6 protein-coding genes and 1 pseudogene are annotated in these 16,527 nt (G+C 42.9%); 3 read left to right on the top strand and 4 right to left on the bottom strand.

From position 1 onward, the window contains the following. Positions 1–64 precede the first annotated feature (64 nt). Together galB and BUE31_RS29925 are read left to right on the top strand one after the other, a co-directional pair. The gene (galB, locus tag BUE31_RS29930) at positions 65–2,506 is read left to right on the top strand and encodes a beta-galactosidase GalB (protein WP_234997936.1); all 2,442 of its coding nucleotides are present in this window, start codon (positions 65–67) and stop codon (positions 2,504–2,506) included. Between the two features lie 107 nt (positions 2,507–2,613). Continuing rightward, complete coding sequence (locus BUE31_RS29925) at positions 2,614–3,264, top strand: DUF4136 domain-containing protein (RefSeq protein ID WP_073407603.1); 651 nt, start codon at positions 2,614–2,616, stop codon at positions 3,262–3,264. Between the two features lie 37 nt (positions 3,265–3,301). Here BUE31_RS29925 and BUE31_RS29920 read toward each other — a convergent pair whose 3' ends face one another. The 3 genes from BUE31_RS29920 to BUE31_RS29910 form a co-directional block, all read right to left on the bottom strand. Further along, entirely contained in the window at positions 3,302–3,559 is a 258-nt protein-coding gene (locus BUE31_RS29920) for a hypothetical protein (protein ID WP_073407602.1), read from the bottom strand. A gap of 13 nt (positions 3,560–3,572) precedes the next feature. Further along, complete coding sequence (locus tag BUE31_RS29915; protein WP_159440768.1) at positions 3,573–7,475, bottom strand: LamG-like jellyroll fold domain-containing protein; 3,903 nt, start codon at positions 7,473–7,475, stop codon at positions 3,573–3,575. A gap of 674 nt (positions 7,476–8,149) precedes the next feature. After that, entirely contained in the window at positions 8,150–11,650 is a 3,501-nt protein-coding gene (locus BUE31_RS29910; protein ID WP_159440767.1) for a T9SS type A sorting domain-containing protein, read from the bottom strand. 627 nt (positions 11,651–12,277) lie between these two features. On the opposite strand from BUE31_RS29910, the pseudogene BUE31_RS31745 reads away from it, so the two are divergent. Further along, a pseudogene (locus BUE31_RS31745) lies at positions 12,278–12,513 on the top strand (peptide-methionine (S)-S-oxide reductase). A gap of 239 nt (positions 12,514–12,752) precedes the next feature. Here the strand turns inward: BUE31_RS31745 and BUE31_RS29890 are convergent. After that, complete coding sequence (locus tag BUE31_RS29890; RefSeq protein ID WP_073407598.1) at positions 12,753–16,268, bottom strand: T9SS type A sorting domain-containing protein; 3,516 nt, start codon at positions 16,266–16,268, stop codon at positions 12,753–12,755. Positions 16,269–16,527 lie beyond the last annotated feature (259 nt).

Here is a 16,527-nt window from a genome sequence, read left to right as displayed (position 1 = left end):
CCATTATATTCTAATAATTTATAAATTAGTGTCGATTTTACACTTATTGCCTAAAACACCCATTATGATGAATTATAAAACCTTTATACCAAAGGCCGCGAGTCTGTTGAGCTTGCTTTTTTGCTTTCTGATATCCTCAAATAGTTTTGCCCAGCAAACCCGCTCCGTTGCCGACTTTGATAAAGGCTGGCATTTTCATTTAGGGGATGTTAATGATGGCGAAAAAGCCAGTGTAAGCGATGCAAGCTGGCGCCTGCTTAACCTGCCGCACGACTGGAGCATTGAAGGAAAATTCAGTAAGGATAACCCGGCAACTCCCGAAGGTGGCGCATTACCCGGCGGCATGGGCTGGTATCGCAAAACATTTACTGTTCCTGCAGTATCAAAAGGCAAACTGGTTTATATCGATTTTGATGGTGTATACCAAAAAAGCGATGTTTGGGTAAACGGACACCATCTTGGTTTCAGGCCCAATGGCTATATCTCATTCCGTTACGAGCTTACTCCGTATTTAAACTTTGGCGGAGCAAACACTATTGCCGTTAAGGTTGATAATTCGGTACAGCCAAATTCACGCTGGTATTCGGGCTCGGGCATTTACCGCAATGTGTGGCTGGTTACAACCAATAAAGTAGCGATAGATCATTGGGGAACTTATGTTACCACTACTGATATAAGCACAAAATCGGCAATGGTTAATCTAAAAGTGAGGGTAAAGAACGAGGTTAAATCATCAGCAATTACTGTAAAAACTGTTATTTATGATGCTGCCGGTAAAGAGGTTTCAGGGTCTGGCGACATTGTAACAAAGGCTAACTTAAAAGATACCATCATCAACTTAAACCAAAACATCACCGTAAAAAATCCTGTTTTATGGTCTATTGAGCGTCCATATCTGTATAAAGTGGTAACCATTGTAATAGCAGATAATAAAATTGCAGATGTATATAGCACGCCATTAGGCATCCGTTATTTTAATTTTGACGCAGATAAAGGCTTCACCCTAAATGGCAAGCCCATGAAAATATTAGGCGTTTGTGATCACCATGACCTGGGATCTTTGGGTGCCGCTATTAATACCCGCGCACTGGAACGCCAGCTGCAAATGTTAAAGGCTATGGGCTGCAATGGCATCCGTACTTCGCATAATCCGCCAGCGCCTGAACTGCTTGACCTTTGCGACAAAATGGGCTTTATTGTAATGGACGAAGCCTTTGATTGCTGGGAATGGAAAAAAGCCACCTTTGATTATCACCTGTATTTTAAAGAATGGCACAAACGCGACCTGGAAGACCAGATCCTGCGCGACCGGAACCACCCAAGTATTATGATCTGGAGCATTGGCAATGAGATTCCGCAGCAAAGTGACACCAGCGCATTAAGGATTGCACCTGAACTGACGGGTATTGTTCATAGTCTTGATACCACCCGTCCAATTACTACTGCCAACGATAATCCGGGTAAAAACAATAAAATTATCCAATCAGGCGCTATCGATCTGATTGGCTATAACTACCATGAGTTTGATTATGCTAAATTTCATGCCAGGTATCCCGGTAAAAAATTCATAGCTACAGAAACCACATCGGGTTTAGAAACCCGCGGACATTATGATATGCCGTCAGACAGTATCCGGGTTTGGCCGTCAAGATACGACAAACCTTTTACGGATGGTAATCCGGACAATAGTGTTTCAGCCTATGATAACGTACGGCCGGCCTGGGGATCAACTCATGAGGCTACCTGGAAAGTGATGAAGAAGTATGATTTCCTTTCGGGCATGTTCATCTGGACAGGCTTTGATTATCTTGGCGAGCCTACACCTTACTCATGGCCGTCGCGCAGCTCATACTTTGGCATTATTGACCTGGCTGGTTTCCCTAAGGATGTTTACTACATGTACCAGAGCGAATGGACAGATAAAACCGTGCTGCACATATTCCCTCATTGGAATTGGGAAGCGGGTAAAACAGTTGATGTATGGGCATTTTATAACCATGCCGATGAGGTAGAGCTATACCTGAACGGGAAATCAGTTGGTATAAAAAAGAAAGCGGGGGATGACCTGCATGTAATGTGGCGTTTAAAATATGAGCCGGGCACACTTAAAGCAGTTTCACGTAAAAATGGGAAGATAGTTTTAACGCAGGAGATTCACACCGCAGGAAAACCAGCCAAAATTGAGCTTATTGCCGACAGGAAAAACATAAAAGCCGATGGTAAGGATCTATCATTCATAACTGTTAAAATATTGGATAAAGAGGGCAACGTAGTACCTGATGCAGCCAACCTGGTAAAGCTTAAAATTAACGGTGAGGCATTTATTGCCGGGGTTGATAATGGCGACCCGGTTAGTCACGATTCTTTTAAAGTTGATTACCGTAAGGCATTTAACGGCCTGGCCCTGGCAATTGTACAGGCAAAGGAAAAAGCAGGTAACATTACCTTTACAGCTTCATCAAAAGGTTTACAATCTGCCACTATATTGATACAAACAAAACCTTAACTTAGTGCGTAACTTTAGGGCGGGTTAAATTTTAATTAGAAATATTTTTTTCGCAATTAAACCTTTTCTAAACCGTTTGTCTAAGTGAATATAAGGGAGTTAATATTATGAAAAGATCAATTTATTTGGCGCTCACTGCCTTGATGGTTTCAGGGCTATCAGCATGTACCAGCTACGATTATTACACTGCCGCCATTAACAAAACCAATTTAAGCAGTTACCATACATTTGCATGGATGCCTCCTGAAAATAGCGGTGATAAAAAAATTGGCGGTAGCGAGGCTGATGCTAAAATTAAAGATGCCGCTACCAATGTTTTGGTTGCAAAAGGACTGCGCTTAAGCCAACGCAACCCCGACCTTGTGGTTACCTATACAAACAAAGTTGGCCGAGGCGCCCGTACCAACTATTATTCGCCTAATTACTATGGTGGTTGGGGTGGTTATTATGGCGGCTGGGGTGGATTTGGACTTGGCTACGGTTTTGGCTGGGGCTGGGGTGGTTATTACAGGCCTTACTACTATGCATACGGCGCACCATTTGCTTACGGAGGCCCAACTTATTCCGAGAAGGAACACTTTAAAGAAGGAACTTTAATAATAGATTTGATTGACCCGCGCACCCGCCGCATTGTATGGCGCGGTTTTGGCGTTGGCGAAGTGCATAAAAACCCGCAAAAAAATATTGATGATCTGCCTAAAGTTGTAAATGGCTTACTTGACCAGTTACAATTAACGCCATCATACGCCGCGAGGTAATAATTAGCGATCCTCTTTTAAGATAGCGTGTTAAAACTTATTTAATCCCTTTTGCCACCGGCTGAAGGGATTTTTGTTTCCGGTGTAAATAGATAGCCGCAAAAATAACCGCAAAAAATGCTAAAGCAATTACCCAGGTATCAAGCGGACAGCTGGTACCTATAGGATCTATACCTCCACAATCCGGGCCGCCTTCCTGTGCAAAAGAAATTACGGGAAGTAAAAGTAAGCTGCCCAAGAATATAATAACCGAAACTATTTTATAAATAAAAATAAACCGTCCTGCACTATACATTTGCTTTTCTTTTTTAATTGGTTTTTACAAATTTAGACTTTCCTATCAAATTTCCACTATTATCTTTTAATTGAATAATATAAGCTCCTGGGGTGTATTGGGTTACATCCTCGGTCCAGCTGTTGCTGCTTACCGATCTTTGCATCATCAGCTGCCCTGCCGAATTATAAATATTGGCTTTATAAGTCGGCGCTGCCGATGTCATACTTGATACATTTACACTGATGGTTGCTTTTGTGGGGTTGGGGTAAACGCTCATTAAGCCAGCCTGACCCGCCGGGTTATAAATGATGGTTATTGCCGGCGACAGGCTGATTGCCCCCACTATGTTATCCTGCTGTAAACGGTAGGTATTGGCGCCGGTTACCGGACTGGGGTCAGTAAAGGTATAAATGCCGCCGCCATCACCTTGTTTGCTATACAGCGGGTTAAAGGTGGTGCCGTCCTGCTTTTGTAATACAAAGCCCGTATAATTGCTTTCCGCTTCTGTTTTCCAGCTTACCTGTACCCCGCCGCTTACCTTTTGAGCGGTAAAGTTTAACAGCCGGTACACCGGTAATGGCCGCGGGCGTACCGACAACTCAAAACGCGAAGCCCCAAAAGAGGACGTATCTGCTTTACTGATATCAAATAAATACGTTCCGTAACGCCGGATATCCAGCGAGTCTTTTTTATAATGATCGATCAGGTAGATATCATACAGCGTATCAATGTTCCTGATGTCTTCTATCTTTAATTTATACTGCCCGTCTGCACTGGCATTGGCGTAAAGCTTTACATTAACACCTTTGGTATAATCGGGCATGTGGTTTACCGAAGCGCGGATGTTATCCGAAGTTAAGCTGGAGATGATAGCAGGCCCGCTTGTTGCATTCATGTCTTTGGCATCGTCTTCTGCAAAGGTTGCCGACCAGTCTTTCCTGAAATAGATCCCGCAATAATTATATGTTACGCTATCCTTCTCTATTTTCATATATAAGCCAGTAAGCGCATCGCCCTGCGGCACGGCTGCCGCCAGTGAGTTTTGGCCAAATGCTACCTGACCGCCCACTCCCTTAACCTGCGTGTTAGGGGTTGACATGATCAATGCTGCACCGGTTAACTGGGTGGCCGGTACTTTTTCCGACTCCAGGAAGGTCAGTGTCTTACCTGTACCCGTTGCCCTTACAAAAAAACCTTCCCCGCTTACTGCATAACCCTGGTTGGGGGCTGATGTGCCGTTAGCTGTATAAGCAAGATAGGTTTGGTTAGGACTGTTCCTTGCTGACAGCACATAAATACCATTAATACTGGCAGCATTATCACTGAGTACCTTGCTCAGATCTATAGTGCTCGGATACGGATTCCCTACCATATTCAGTCCCGGGTATGGATGGGTGACAGCTGTACCCGTTGTATATGATAGCGTTGTGGCGCTTGTCCATAGTTTTACCGGGATAGTCCCCTGGTTCAGGTGACCGTTTGCGGTCATCGTTACATCCGCCGGCAGGGTAGCCGCCCAGGCGTCCGTCCGGCTGCTTGGTCCTACAAAGTACATTAAAAAACCATTCCCTACAGGTACGCTTACATTGGTTAATGAGCCAATATTTTCTGTGCTAGTTGTGATAAGGTTTACCCCTGACCCTGAACTTGTTGAATTTATGGCATATACCGGGGCATGGTTGCCCTGGGTAAAGCTCCGACCGTTAAAAACCTGTGATTCATCGTAAAAATAGATCGTGGGGTTATTGTTGCTTAAGCCAAACCCTTTTGCCACGCCGCCTATGCCTATGGTTAATGCACCCGGATAATTATTAACACCGCCGTAGGAATGAAGGCCCAGGTAAAATAAACCAAAGGTATTGGGTGTTGTTAGTATCCCCGCTACGTCTGCTGTTTGGTTTACCGGCGATGATAATAACCGGTAGCCCCGGTTGCCGGCTAAGCCTCCGCCATTTAAAAATCGCTCTACGTTTACTATCCCCTGGACGCTGTAGGATGATGGCATAACATCAACTGCGGCCGTTTGTGTGGCATTGCTTTTTAGTGTTAAAAGTCCGCTGTTTGAATTATCAATAACCAAATTGCCCTGGCTAATTTTAAGGATATTATAGATATCCATTGGGCCGCCCGTAATGGTTATAGTGCCCGGCGACAAGTTAGTGTTGCTAACAGTCATATTGCTTAACTCGGCGGTATTGGACACATTGTTAGTTGACTTGTAAACCTGAAACTTTAAAGTACCATTCCAATTAATAGTCCCCGTTGCATTAGCACTATTTCCAGTGGTGACAGCCAATAAAATACTGGCATCTAAAATGCCCACTCCACCAGTTGTTACCTTATTGATGATGTTACATCCAACATTAAGGGTTTTTCCGTTTAAATCTATTGATGCACCATTAGCGATTGTAAGCCCATAAATACTGCCTGAAGCCGTTAACTTGGGATAATTTGCACATCCGGTTGGAATAACCAGCGATGTTTTCCCGGTTGAAAGATCAGGAACTCCGATATCCCAGTTTGCGGCAGTTGTCAGACTGTTACTTGAGCTGCCTTTCCAGCTATAAATTAATGCTCCTGCATTTAAGGTTTGGCCATTGATTGCATTGGTTGCTACTGCATTGCAAACGGTAAAAAGTTTAGGGTTCTTTTGATTATAATATTCAGCACTTACCCAATCGGCAGATTTTGCTATATTTGAAATACGTACTTCATCCATTACGCCGCTAAAAAAATAAGCATCGTTATAACCTCCATTTGCTGTTCCCGTACCGTGATCCAAACCCATGGTAAGATAATTACCGGCTTCCGGCGGGGCATTCGTGCTATTAGTGCCAGGTTTAAATGCACCGCCAGTAGCAAAACTTCCGTTTAAATAATTCAGAAACGATGATCCATTATATTCTCCCTGTACATATGACCATGTGTTAGGAGAAACAGGTGTACCGGCATCCCATACATTCCCCGGAACGGGGTTCGCAGCTGTCCTGGTTTCACTTTCAATGGTACTGTTTCTTACGCTCAATTTATAGCCATGGCCATAATCAAGCTGATCAGATACCAGCTTATTATCACTTGTTGATGTTCCGGTATAGGTTACCCAGGCAGATACAGTAAATTGACTTGTACAATCGGGAAAGGTCCCTGTATTTTGAATAATGCTTGTGTTGGTTCCGTTAAAGGTGTAAGCTCCGCCGGTTGTTGGTATGCCTGCAGCAACATGTATTTCGTCGTTGGTTATAGCGGTATTCGCCTGCACGGCGTTCCTCGCGTGAAGTGTAGCGTCCAACACGGTGGCAGTGGGCGAACCTTCACTAAAATGGTAAACCGCTAAATAATCACTTGGCCATGTTGAAGCGGAAAACGCCGAGGAATGAGATGGACTTTGAGAACCAAAATAAAAGGTAAGGGTTTTGTCGGCCTTGGTTAATGCAGGCACCTGCACCCATGCCAGCAAGATCCCGTTAACTGAATCGTAAGTATCAACCTGGTAATAAAGTTCGGTATTAGTGCCTGTTTCTGTAAATGCAAAATCATAATTTGTTCCGACAGCGGCGCCTCCTCCGTTACCAGTTGGGAATTGAACTTTGTCTCCGCAAACTTTGCCGATCTTCAATGAATCACTTTGTATATAAACCAAGGCCGGGAAAGCAGTTAATGATGCGCCGGCGCTAACACTCGTACTTGACATCTTGAGGGTAATTGGTATGCTAAAACCATAACTACCCGTAGTAATATCAGGCTGTACGGGCTTTACCAGGAAAGTTATGCTATTGGTTTTGGTAACATTAGACCCGATAAAAGGGTGAAATATACCTGTTACAGTTAATGTATGCGCTCCATACGATAGGCCTGTAGTTGGAATGCTTGCGCTACCTGTTGTGCCACTCATAGTTGCTGCAATGGAAGAGCCCCCGTCTACGGCGAAAGACATGCTTAGAAGCGTATAACCATTGAGGGTCTCCAAGACACTTGCAGTGAATGGAGTACCAATTGTTACAATCGTATTATCTGCAGGAGATGTGATACTTACGCTTTGGGCAGTACTGTTCTTAACGAAACAGATAGTAATAATAAACGCAAGTAAAAATTTAATCAGGAGGTAGCGATGAAATAGCATTTTAGCGATAATGTTAAGACCTGGCCTTTTACGTAAACTGTTCCTAATTGTTACAGCAACTATGCTCAAGATCTTTACTTAACAGCAAATTGCTGAATATGAGCGTAATACTTTTAAAATAAAGCTATTTTAGGCAATCAAACTATCATAGTAAGCCCCCGGAAGTCCACATAAATCTTCATGTATTACATTTGGTAATGGCGGCTTTTTGTGCACCAGACAATATTGAAAACGTTAAAGGGGGCTAAAAGCCTGGCTATGATAAAAAGGTTAACGGATGAAAAGATTTTTAACCGGCCTATTGTAACAGAAGTTAATCCGGCAAGTTAGTTTTACAAGGCGGAAGATTATCATCAAAATTACTTTGCCAACAATCCACATAATTCTTATTGCGCTGCCGTTATACAGCCAAAGCTGTATAAATTTACAAAGGAGTTCGCTGAAAAGATAAGGCCTGAATTGCTCTAACTTAGTAGTAGGTTATTGAATTAATTGGTTTTTACAAATTTTGATTTCCCGATCAAATTTCCACTATTATCTTTTAATTGAATAATATAGGTCCCCGGGGTATACTGGGTTACATCCTCGGTCCAGCTGTTGCTGCTTACCGATCTTTGCATCATCATCTGCCCTGCCGAATTATAAATATTGGCTTTATACGTTGGCGCTGCCGATGTCATACTTGATACATTTACACTGATGGTGGCTTTTGTGGGGTTGGGATAAACGCTCATTAAGCCCGCCTGACCCGCCGGGTTATAAATAATAGTTATTGCCGGCGACAGGCTGATTGCCCCCACTATGTTATCCTGCTGCAGCCGGTAGGTATTGGCCCCGGTTACCGGGCTGGGGTCAATAAAGGTATAAATGCCGCCGCCATCACCTTGTTTGCTATACAGCGGGTCAAAGGTGGTGCCGTCCTGCTTTTGTAATACAAAGCCTGTGTAATTGCTTTCCGCTTCTGTTTTCCAGCTTACCTGTACGCCTCCGCTTACCTTTTGAGCGGTAAAGTTTAACAGCCGGTACACCGGTAATGGCCGCGGACGTACCGACAGCTCAAAACGCGAACCTCCATAGGAGGACGTATCTGCTTTACTGATATCAAATAAATAGGTTCCGTATCGGCGGATATCCAGCGAATCTTTTTTATAATGATCGATCAGGTAGATATTATACAGCGTATCAATGTTCCTGATGTCTTCTATCTTTAATTTATACTGTCCGTTTGTACTGGCATTGGCATAAAGCTTTACGTTAACGCCTTTGGTATAATCGGGCATGTGGTTTACTGAAGCACGGATGTTATCCGCGCTTAAGCTTGACATCACAACCGGACCGCTTGTTGCGTTCATGTCTTTGGCATCGTCTTCTGCAAATGTTGCCGACCAGTCTTTCCTAAAATAGATCCCGCAATAATCATAAGTGGCGCTGTCACGTTCTATTTTCATATATAAGCCAGTAAGCGCATCGCCCTGCGGCACGGCTGCCGCCAGTGAGTTTTGGCCAAATGCTACCTGGCCGCCCACTCCCTTAACCTGCGCGTTGGGGGTTGACATGATCAACGCTGCACCAGTTAACTGGGTGGCCGGTACTTTTTGCGATTCATTAAAGGTCAGGGCATTGGTATTAGCCGGGCCTTTTGCCGTTACAAAAAAACCTTCTCCGCTTACCGCATAACCCGCACTTGGTGCTGATGTGCCGTTTGGCGTATAAGCAATATATTTTTGGTTTGGGCTGTTCCTTGCCGACAGCACATAAATACTGTTAATTTGGGTAAGATTTTGACTAAGCACAACACTCAGATCTATGGTGCTCGGATACGGGTTGCCTACCATATTTAACCCCGGATATGGATGAGTACTAGGCGCACCTGTTGTATACGATAATGTTGCGAGCCCTGTCCACAACTTTACCGTAAAAGTTCCCTGGTTGATATAACCGTTTGCCGTTAATGTTGCATCAGTCGGCAAGATGGCTGTAGTTGCATTTGCACGCCCGGTAGCACCTACAAAGTACATTAAAAAACCATTCCCTATAGGGATAGTTTTACCAGAAGTTGCACCAACCGTTTCGGTAGTTGCCGCAATTGCATTTACCGGGACATGGTTGCCAAGCGTAAAGCTCTTGCCGTTATAAATTTGTGACTCGTCATATAAATAGATGGTAGCATTGTTGTTACTTGTGCTAAACCCGCTGCCCCCGGGTCCTGCTGTATAGGCCCCTGAGGAAGTAATACCGCCGTAGGTATGACTGGTATTGAGATAAAATAATCCGTAAGTATTTGATGCGGTGGTTGGCAAACTGGTTTGACTTACCGGTGATGACAATAACCGGTAGCCACGGTTGGTTAATGATGAACCACCATTTAAAAAACGCTCAACATATACAAGGCCCTTTATCACTGATGGTGATGTGATAATATCTACCGCTGCTGAACTTGTACTGGCAGACCTAAGGGTCAACACGCCGCCTGCATCTAAGGTTGTAGTAGCCCCAACCATGGTTAATATGCCGGTAGAGGATACCGCAAAACCGCCAGATCCTGACATCGTTTTTGCATTTGCAAGCGTGTTGCCGCTAAAGCTAACTTTATTAAACTGGGTGCCCGATGTGCTTATATCTGATAATGATTGCGCCGCTGTTCCGTTAAAATATACGGTGCCCGAACCGGCTGTAAATGTTGAAGTGTTTTGGTAAGTGCCTCCATTAATATAAAGGTTTTCGGCATTACACTGGTAAGTACCACCGTTATTTTGAAAAGTATTACTAACTGTTACAACACCCGGCCCGGCCCCGCCAGCTATTGTCCCTCCACTATTTTGCAATGTGCTGGTTGTTAAGTTTCCTGTACCTAGTTGAATGGTGCCACTGGTGTTTTGAAGCACATTGGTTACCGTAATATTACCTGCGCCCTGGGTTACATTTGCAGCATTTGTCCAATTATTCCCAACTGTTACTGTAGGATTGTTGGTATTTAAATTTACAGCGCCACCGCCTGTTGTAGTAAAATCATTAGCTACCGCCAAAGTGCCCGATGCAGGAGTTTCGGTACCGCCGGACAAGGTAAGATTATAATACGCCATGCCACCTGAAACGTTAGCTGCTGTGGAGGTGTAAACCGTTTGGCTTGTGCCCGAATAATTAACCGTAGTATAAGTGTTATTTACGTCAACAACGTTTGTACCTGAAGCCGACAACCCTGATAGCGCTGTTGCGCCAACTAGCTTGAGGACTGCACCGGCCGAAGAAGATGGATTAATTTGTAAAGTAGATGTAGGATAAGTGACAGTACCTGAAACCGTGTTTAAAGTTTGGATAACACCGTCTATTTCGGTTGTGCCACTATTAAGATAAAAACTAGCATACTGATTATAAAGAGTAAAAAACGAATAATAATTTTCAGATGTTAACACCATATTACCTGTTAGAATAAGGTTAGCAATAGATGATATTACCGCTTGTTGAGTAGATTGAGCAGCCGATGAGCCATAATTTGCATAAATATACATGTTAGTAGCCTGTAGGGTACCTGCCCCGGTAATCTGGAATTGATTAGTAGGCAATGTTCCCCCATTGTACGTATAGCTACCCGGATTAGTATCTGTAATAACATTGATATCGCCGGTAACAGTTAGGTTACAGCCGCTGCTTACACTTATACCCGGATAGTTTACATTGCCACTGGTAAAGCTACCCCCAAAAATGAGTTTTGCTATCTTAGTAGTTCCGGCAGTACTTAATACAGGTATGCAATTAGCTGTATTAAGCGAATAATTTACAGCAATCTGTACAATATCAGTAGTTGACCCTAACTGTCCGGGATAGTTGACACCCGCAGTACCGGATCCGCTTCTCGACCAGTTTGACGAATTGGTCCACGAGGTTGAAGAGGAGCCAGTCCAGTCAAAAGTCCATACAGCCAAACATTTTCCGGCAAAAAGAAAGGAGAAGAAACAAAGTAAAAAAAATCTAAGTAACAGTGTTTTCAATATTTTATTTTTTAGCATAAATCAGCATTCATAATATTATTAAGCCAGTATTATTTATAAAATTGATTTAGGCCATTTTTCGCAACAAATTTTTTCTAACGAGGTAGTACTTGTTGCCGTTTGATGTGATTTTTTTCCGGGTCTGTTAACTGAATAGCTGCTGCTGCCGGTTTACCCTGAATAGGGCTGATAAGTGTTACGTTACCGGCACTTTCAGGACGTTCGCCTTCCATACCATCTGTAACAGGACAGCGATAAAAAAAATAAGATGAAAGCATTCTTACAATAGCAGTTTAACCGGATAATTTAGCCGTTAATAACGCTGAACATCACTACACAACCTTGTTATTAACAGTGTTTTTACCGGTGGATTTATTCAATAATTAAATCAATCCCCACAAAGAACCAACTTTTGTTATTTTTTGAGACAGGTACTTATTAACATGTTAACAATCCCTGAATTTGTTAAAAAAGGGGTTTTCGTGAAACATTTGATTGCTTAATTTATACTATAAACCATGGAGATGAATTAAGAGAGACAGTTATCAAATTGCCATTTAATAGCCTGCATATCCATTACAAATCAATCAAATCTTATCTTCATTATTAGCATATGAATATTGAAAAATAATATTTGGAAATGGGTGTTTTTGGTGCACTGAGGCTATATTTGAAACTGTTAAAGGGGCCAAAAGTCTGGCTACGGGTTATATGGGCGGCCATACTAAAATCCTGCCTATAAGGATGTTTGTAATGGCGATACCGGGCACACAGAGGTTCTTCAGCTGGAATCCGATGCTGATGAATTATCGTTTGACGAATTATTACTAATATTTAAAAAACTCATAATCCAACCACATTAAACCGCCGGGGAGGCGATGTTGGCACATTGTCTTGGGTCACAATGCAAGATTGGGAAAAGTGGGTTTACATGGGTTTATATATTTTGCGTAATACAGCGTTGCGTTTATATACTCAACTTTCAGGAAGCTAAGGAAACAGTCGTAATTTGAAAAGGCACTTGCCTCAAGTCAGGGGTGCCTTTGGTCGTTCTGTTAGTTGAAGGCTACAGGCTAAACGTCAATTCACAAGTGACTTAACACTAGTTGGTTTTTACAAATTTTGATTTCCCTATCAAATTTCCACTGTTATCTTTTAATTGAATAATATAGGTCCCCGGGGTATATTGGGTTACATCCTCGGTCCAGCTGTTGCTGCTTACCGATCTTTGCATCATCAGCTGCCCTGCCGAATTATAAATATTGGCTTTATAAGTCGGCGCTGCCGACGTCATACTTGATACATTTACACTGATGGTTGCTTTTGTGGGGTTGGGGTAAACATTCATTAAGCCCACCTGACCCGCAGGGTTATAAATGATAGTTATTGCCGGCGACAGGCTGATTGCCCCTACTATGTTATCCTGCTGTAAACGGTAGGTATTGGCCCCGGTTACCGGGCTGGGGTCAATAAAGGTATAAATGCCGCCGCCATCACCCTGTTTGCTGTACAGCGGGTTAAAGGTGGTGCCGTCCTGCTTTTGTAATACAAAGCCCGTATAATTGCTTTCCGCCTCCGTTTTCCAGCTTACCTGCACTCCACCGGTTACTTTTTGGGCGGTAAAGTTTAACAGCCGGTACACCGGTAATGGCCGCGGGCGTACCGATAGCTCAAAACGCGAACCTCCATAGGAGGACGTATCTGCTTTACTGATATCAAATAGATACGTTCCGTATCGGCGGATATCCAGCGAGTCTTTTTTATAATGATCGATCAGGTAGATATCATACAGCGTATCAATATTCCTGATATCTTCTATCTTTAATTTATACTGCCCGTCTGCACGGGCATTGGCATACAGTTTTACATTAACACCTTTGGTATAATCGGGCATGTGGTTTACTGAAGCACGGATATTGTCTGAACTTAAGCTGGACATAACAACCGGGCCCGTTGTGCCATTCATATCTTTGGCATCATCTTCTGCAAAGGTTGCCGACCAGTCTTTCCTGAAGTAGATCCCGCAATAATCATAAGTTGTGCTGTCACGTTCTATTTTCATGTACAAGCCCGTAAGCGCATCGCCCTGTGGCACGGCTGCTGCCAGTGAGTTTTGACTATTTGGCAGCTTGCCGCTCAATGTTTTTGCCTGGGTATTAGGGGTTGACATGATCAAGGCGGAACCGCTTAACTGGCTGGCCGGTACTTTTTGCGATTCATTAAAGGTGAGGGTATTACCTGTAGTTTTTGCCGTTACAAAAAAACCTTCTCCGCTTACTGCATAACCCGCACTTGGTGCTGATGTGCCGTTTGGCGTAAAAGCAATATATTTTTGGTTCGGGCTGTTCCTTGCCGACAGCACATAAATACTGTTAATTTGGGTAAGATTTTGATTAAGCACCAGATTCAGATCTATGGTACTGGGATACGGGTTGCCTACCATGTTTAACCCCGGATATGGATGATTCGCATCGGGAGTAGTATATGATAGTGTTGCTGCCCCTGTTGTCCACAACTTTACAATAAAAGTTCCCTGGTTGATATAACCGTTTGCCGTTAGGGTTGCATCAGTCGGCAGGATGGCTGTAGTTGCATTTGCACGCCCGGTAGCACCTACAAAGTACATTAAAAAACCATTCCCTATGGGGATAGTTTTACCTGAAGCTGCACCAACCGTTTCGGTAGTTGCCGCAATTGCATTTACCGGGACATGGTTGCCAAGCGTAAAGCTCCTGCCGTTATAAATTTGTGATTCATCATATAAATAGATGGTGGCATTGTTATTACTTGTGCTAAACCCGCTGCCCCCGGGGCCTGCCGTATAGGCCCCTACAGAAGTATTACCCCCATAGCTATGGCTGGTATTGAGATAAAATAACCCGTATGTATTTGACGCGCTGGTTGCAAAACTGGTTTGATTTACCGGCGATGACAACAACCGGTAACCCCGGTTGGTTAACGTTCCACCACCGTTTAAAAAACGCTCTGCATATACAAGGCCCTTAATCACTGATCCTGTTGGGATAATATCTACCGCTGCAGAACTTGTGCTGGCAGACCTAAAGGTCAACACGCCGCCTGCATCTAAGGTTGTAGTAGCCCCAACAATGGTTAATATGCCGGTAGAGGATACGGCAAAACCACCTGTTCCTGACATTGCCTTTGCATTTGCAAGCGTGTTACTGGTAAAGCTAACTTTATTAAACTGGGTGCCTGCCGTAGTATTATCAATAAGTGATTGTGCCACGTTCCCGCTAAAAAATGTAGTCCCGGTACTTTGGGTGTAAATACCTGAACCTGAATTAGTATAATTACCGTTCATTGTAAAATTTCCGGAGCCAAGAGTTAAGGTACCGGTATTAGCAACCGGGCCGGTAACGCTAATGTTACCTAAATTTTGAGTAACGACAGCTGAATTTGTCCAGCCGCCGGTAACGGTTACCGTAGGGCTATTGGTGTTTAAATTTACTGCACCGCCGCTGGTTGCCCAGGTGCCTCCAACGGTTAGGCCTTGTGGTGTGGCCCCTGTTATAGTGCTATTTTGATCTACAACTTTTGTGCTGGCACCTGAAAACGTTAAATTATAGTAAGAAGTAGTGGCATTTGGATTAGTTGAATTTATATAACTTGCAGAAGTGGTTACAGAGGGTTCATTGGCCGTATAAATAGTTTGGTTTTCAACTGTAGGATCATCATATAAAACAGTGCCATTATTACCACCATATGTAAGATAAACATAAAATTTATCGGCAGGGACAATGGGGGTTTTATATTTTAGTTCAAGTGTGCTGGCACTAGCGGTTGTATTATCTGCGGTGAACTTCCCATATCCCGGGTAGGTAGTTAGGGGCGGGTTATAAGAGTCAACAGCATCTGCAAAAGGCGCGTTATTAGTAGCGAAAACAACCTGTTTTAATAATGTTGTTATGCCTTTTTCCACAGAAAACCATGGATAACAAATACCCCGGTTAGGTGCCGTTAGAATAGTATTTCCATTTGAATTCAGAACAAGGTTGCCGCTAATTGTTAACTGGTTAACCTGGGCGCTAAATTTGGTTACATCAGCAACAGTAAGGGCTGGCTGAGTTGAAGCGTCGCCAACAAGAAAATTGCTTTGGCATAGCACCGTCCCGGCACCCGAAAAAGTCACGTTTACAAAATTATTTGTTGAACTGGTAGCACTTGCATAATTGTTTATGGTAATATTTCCGCTAACCGTTAAAGTAACGCCACTGTTAACAATTATTGATGATGTAAACGCTGTATTGGTAGTACCGGTAACAGGATTAGGATTGAGATAGCCGGTAGTAGCAGAATTATATCCGTAAGTAAACCCAACTGTTAATGATTTCCACGTTGTTGATGCTGTTACATTTAAATTGCTATATACAAAAGTATTGGCTATGCCAACCTGTACATCATCACCTGCGATAGGAACAAAGTGAAGCCCAAATATGTTTTCATTCTGCCAATTGAGGGCATTCGTCGCATCAGTATTAAAAGCACCAGTCCAGTCGAAAATATCAGCAAATACATTAGTAGTTAATAGTGATAAAATCAGGGCGCTGAATACTATCTTAGATATTCTTGACAGGTAACTTTTGTAAACTTTTCTCATAACAAATATTTTTTAAATATTGCATGAATGTCCCGCTGAAATATATGTTCGTATAACTTAAGCCATATTATATAAACATAATAAATTATCAATACTATACAATAATACCAATTTTTAATTAAAAAACTTTAATTAAAAATAAATATAATTTACCTTATATAAATTATATCTATTAAATTAAAAATCATGAGAGCGCTAGAATTAACATTTATTAAACGGAATATAAGTACCCGGGAACAGGGTGGTGACGAGATAGTCG

The organism is Mucilaginibacter sp. OK098 (genome assembly GCF_900142915.1).
In the GTDB taxonomy this organism is placed as follows: Bacteria; Bacteroidota; Bacteroidia; order Sphingobacteriales; family Sphingobacteriaceae; genus Mucilaginibacter.
Note: the sequence above shows the minus strand (reverse complement) of the source record. Positions and strands in the feature narration are given on the sequence as shown.

Coding starts and splice junctions, on each gene's coding strand:
- BUE31_RS29890 (WP_073407598.1), bottom strand. CDS start 16,268: ATGAGAAAAGTTTACAAAAGTTACCTGTCAAGAATATCTAAGATAGTA.
- galB (WP_234997936.1), top strand. CDS start 65: ATGATGAATTATAAAACCTTTATACCAAAGGCCGCGAGTCTGTTGAGC.
- BUE31_RS29925 (WP_073407603.1), top strand. CDS start 2,614: ATGAAAAGATCAATTTATTTGGCGCTCACTGCCTTGATGGTTTCAGGG.
- BUE31_RS29920 (WP_073407602.1), bottom strand. CDS start 3,559: ATGTATAGTGCAGGACGGTTTATTTTTATTTATAAAATAGTTTCGGTT.
- BUE31_RS29915 (WP_159440768.1), bottom strand. CDS start 7,475: ATGTCTTTCGCCGTAGACGGGGGCTCTTCCATTGCAGCAACTATGAGT.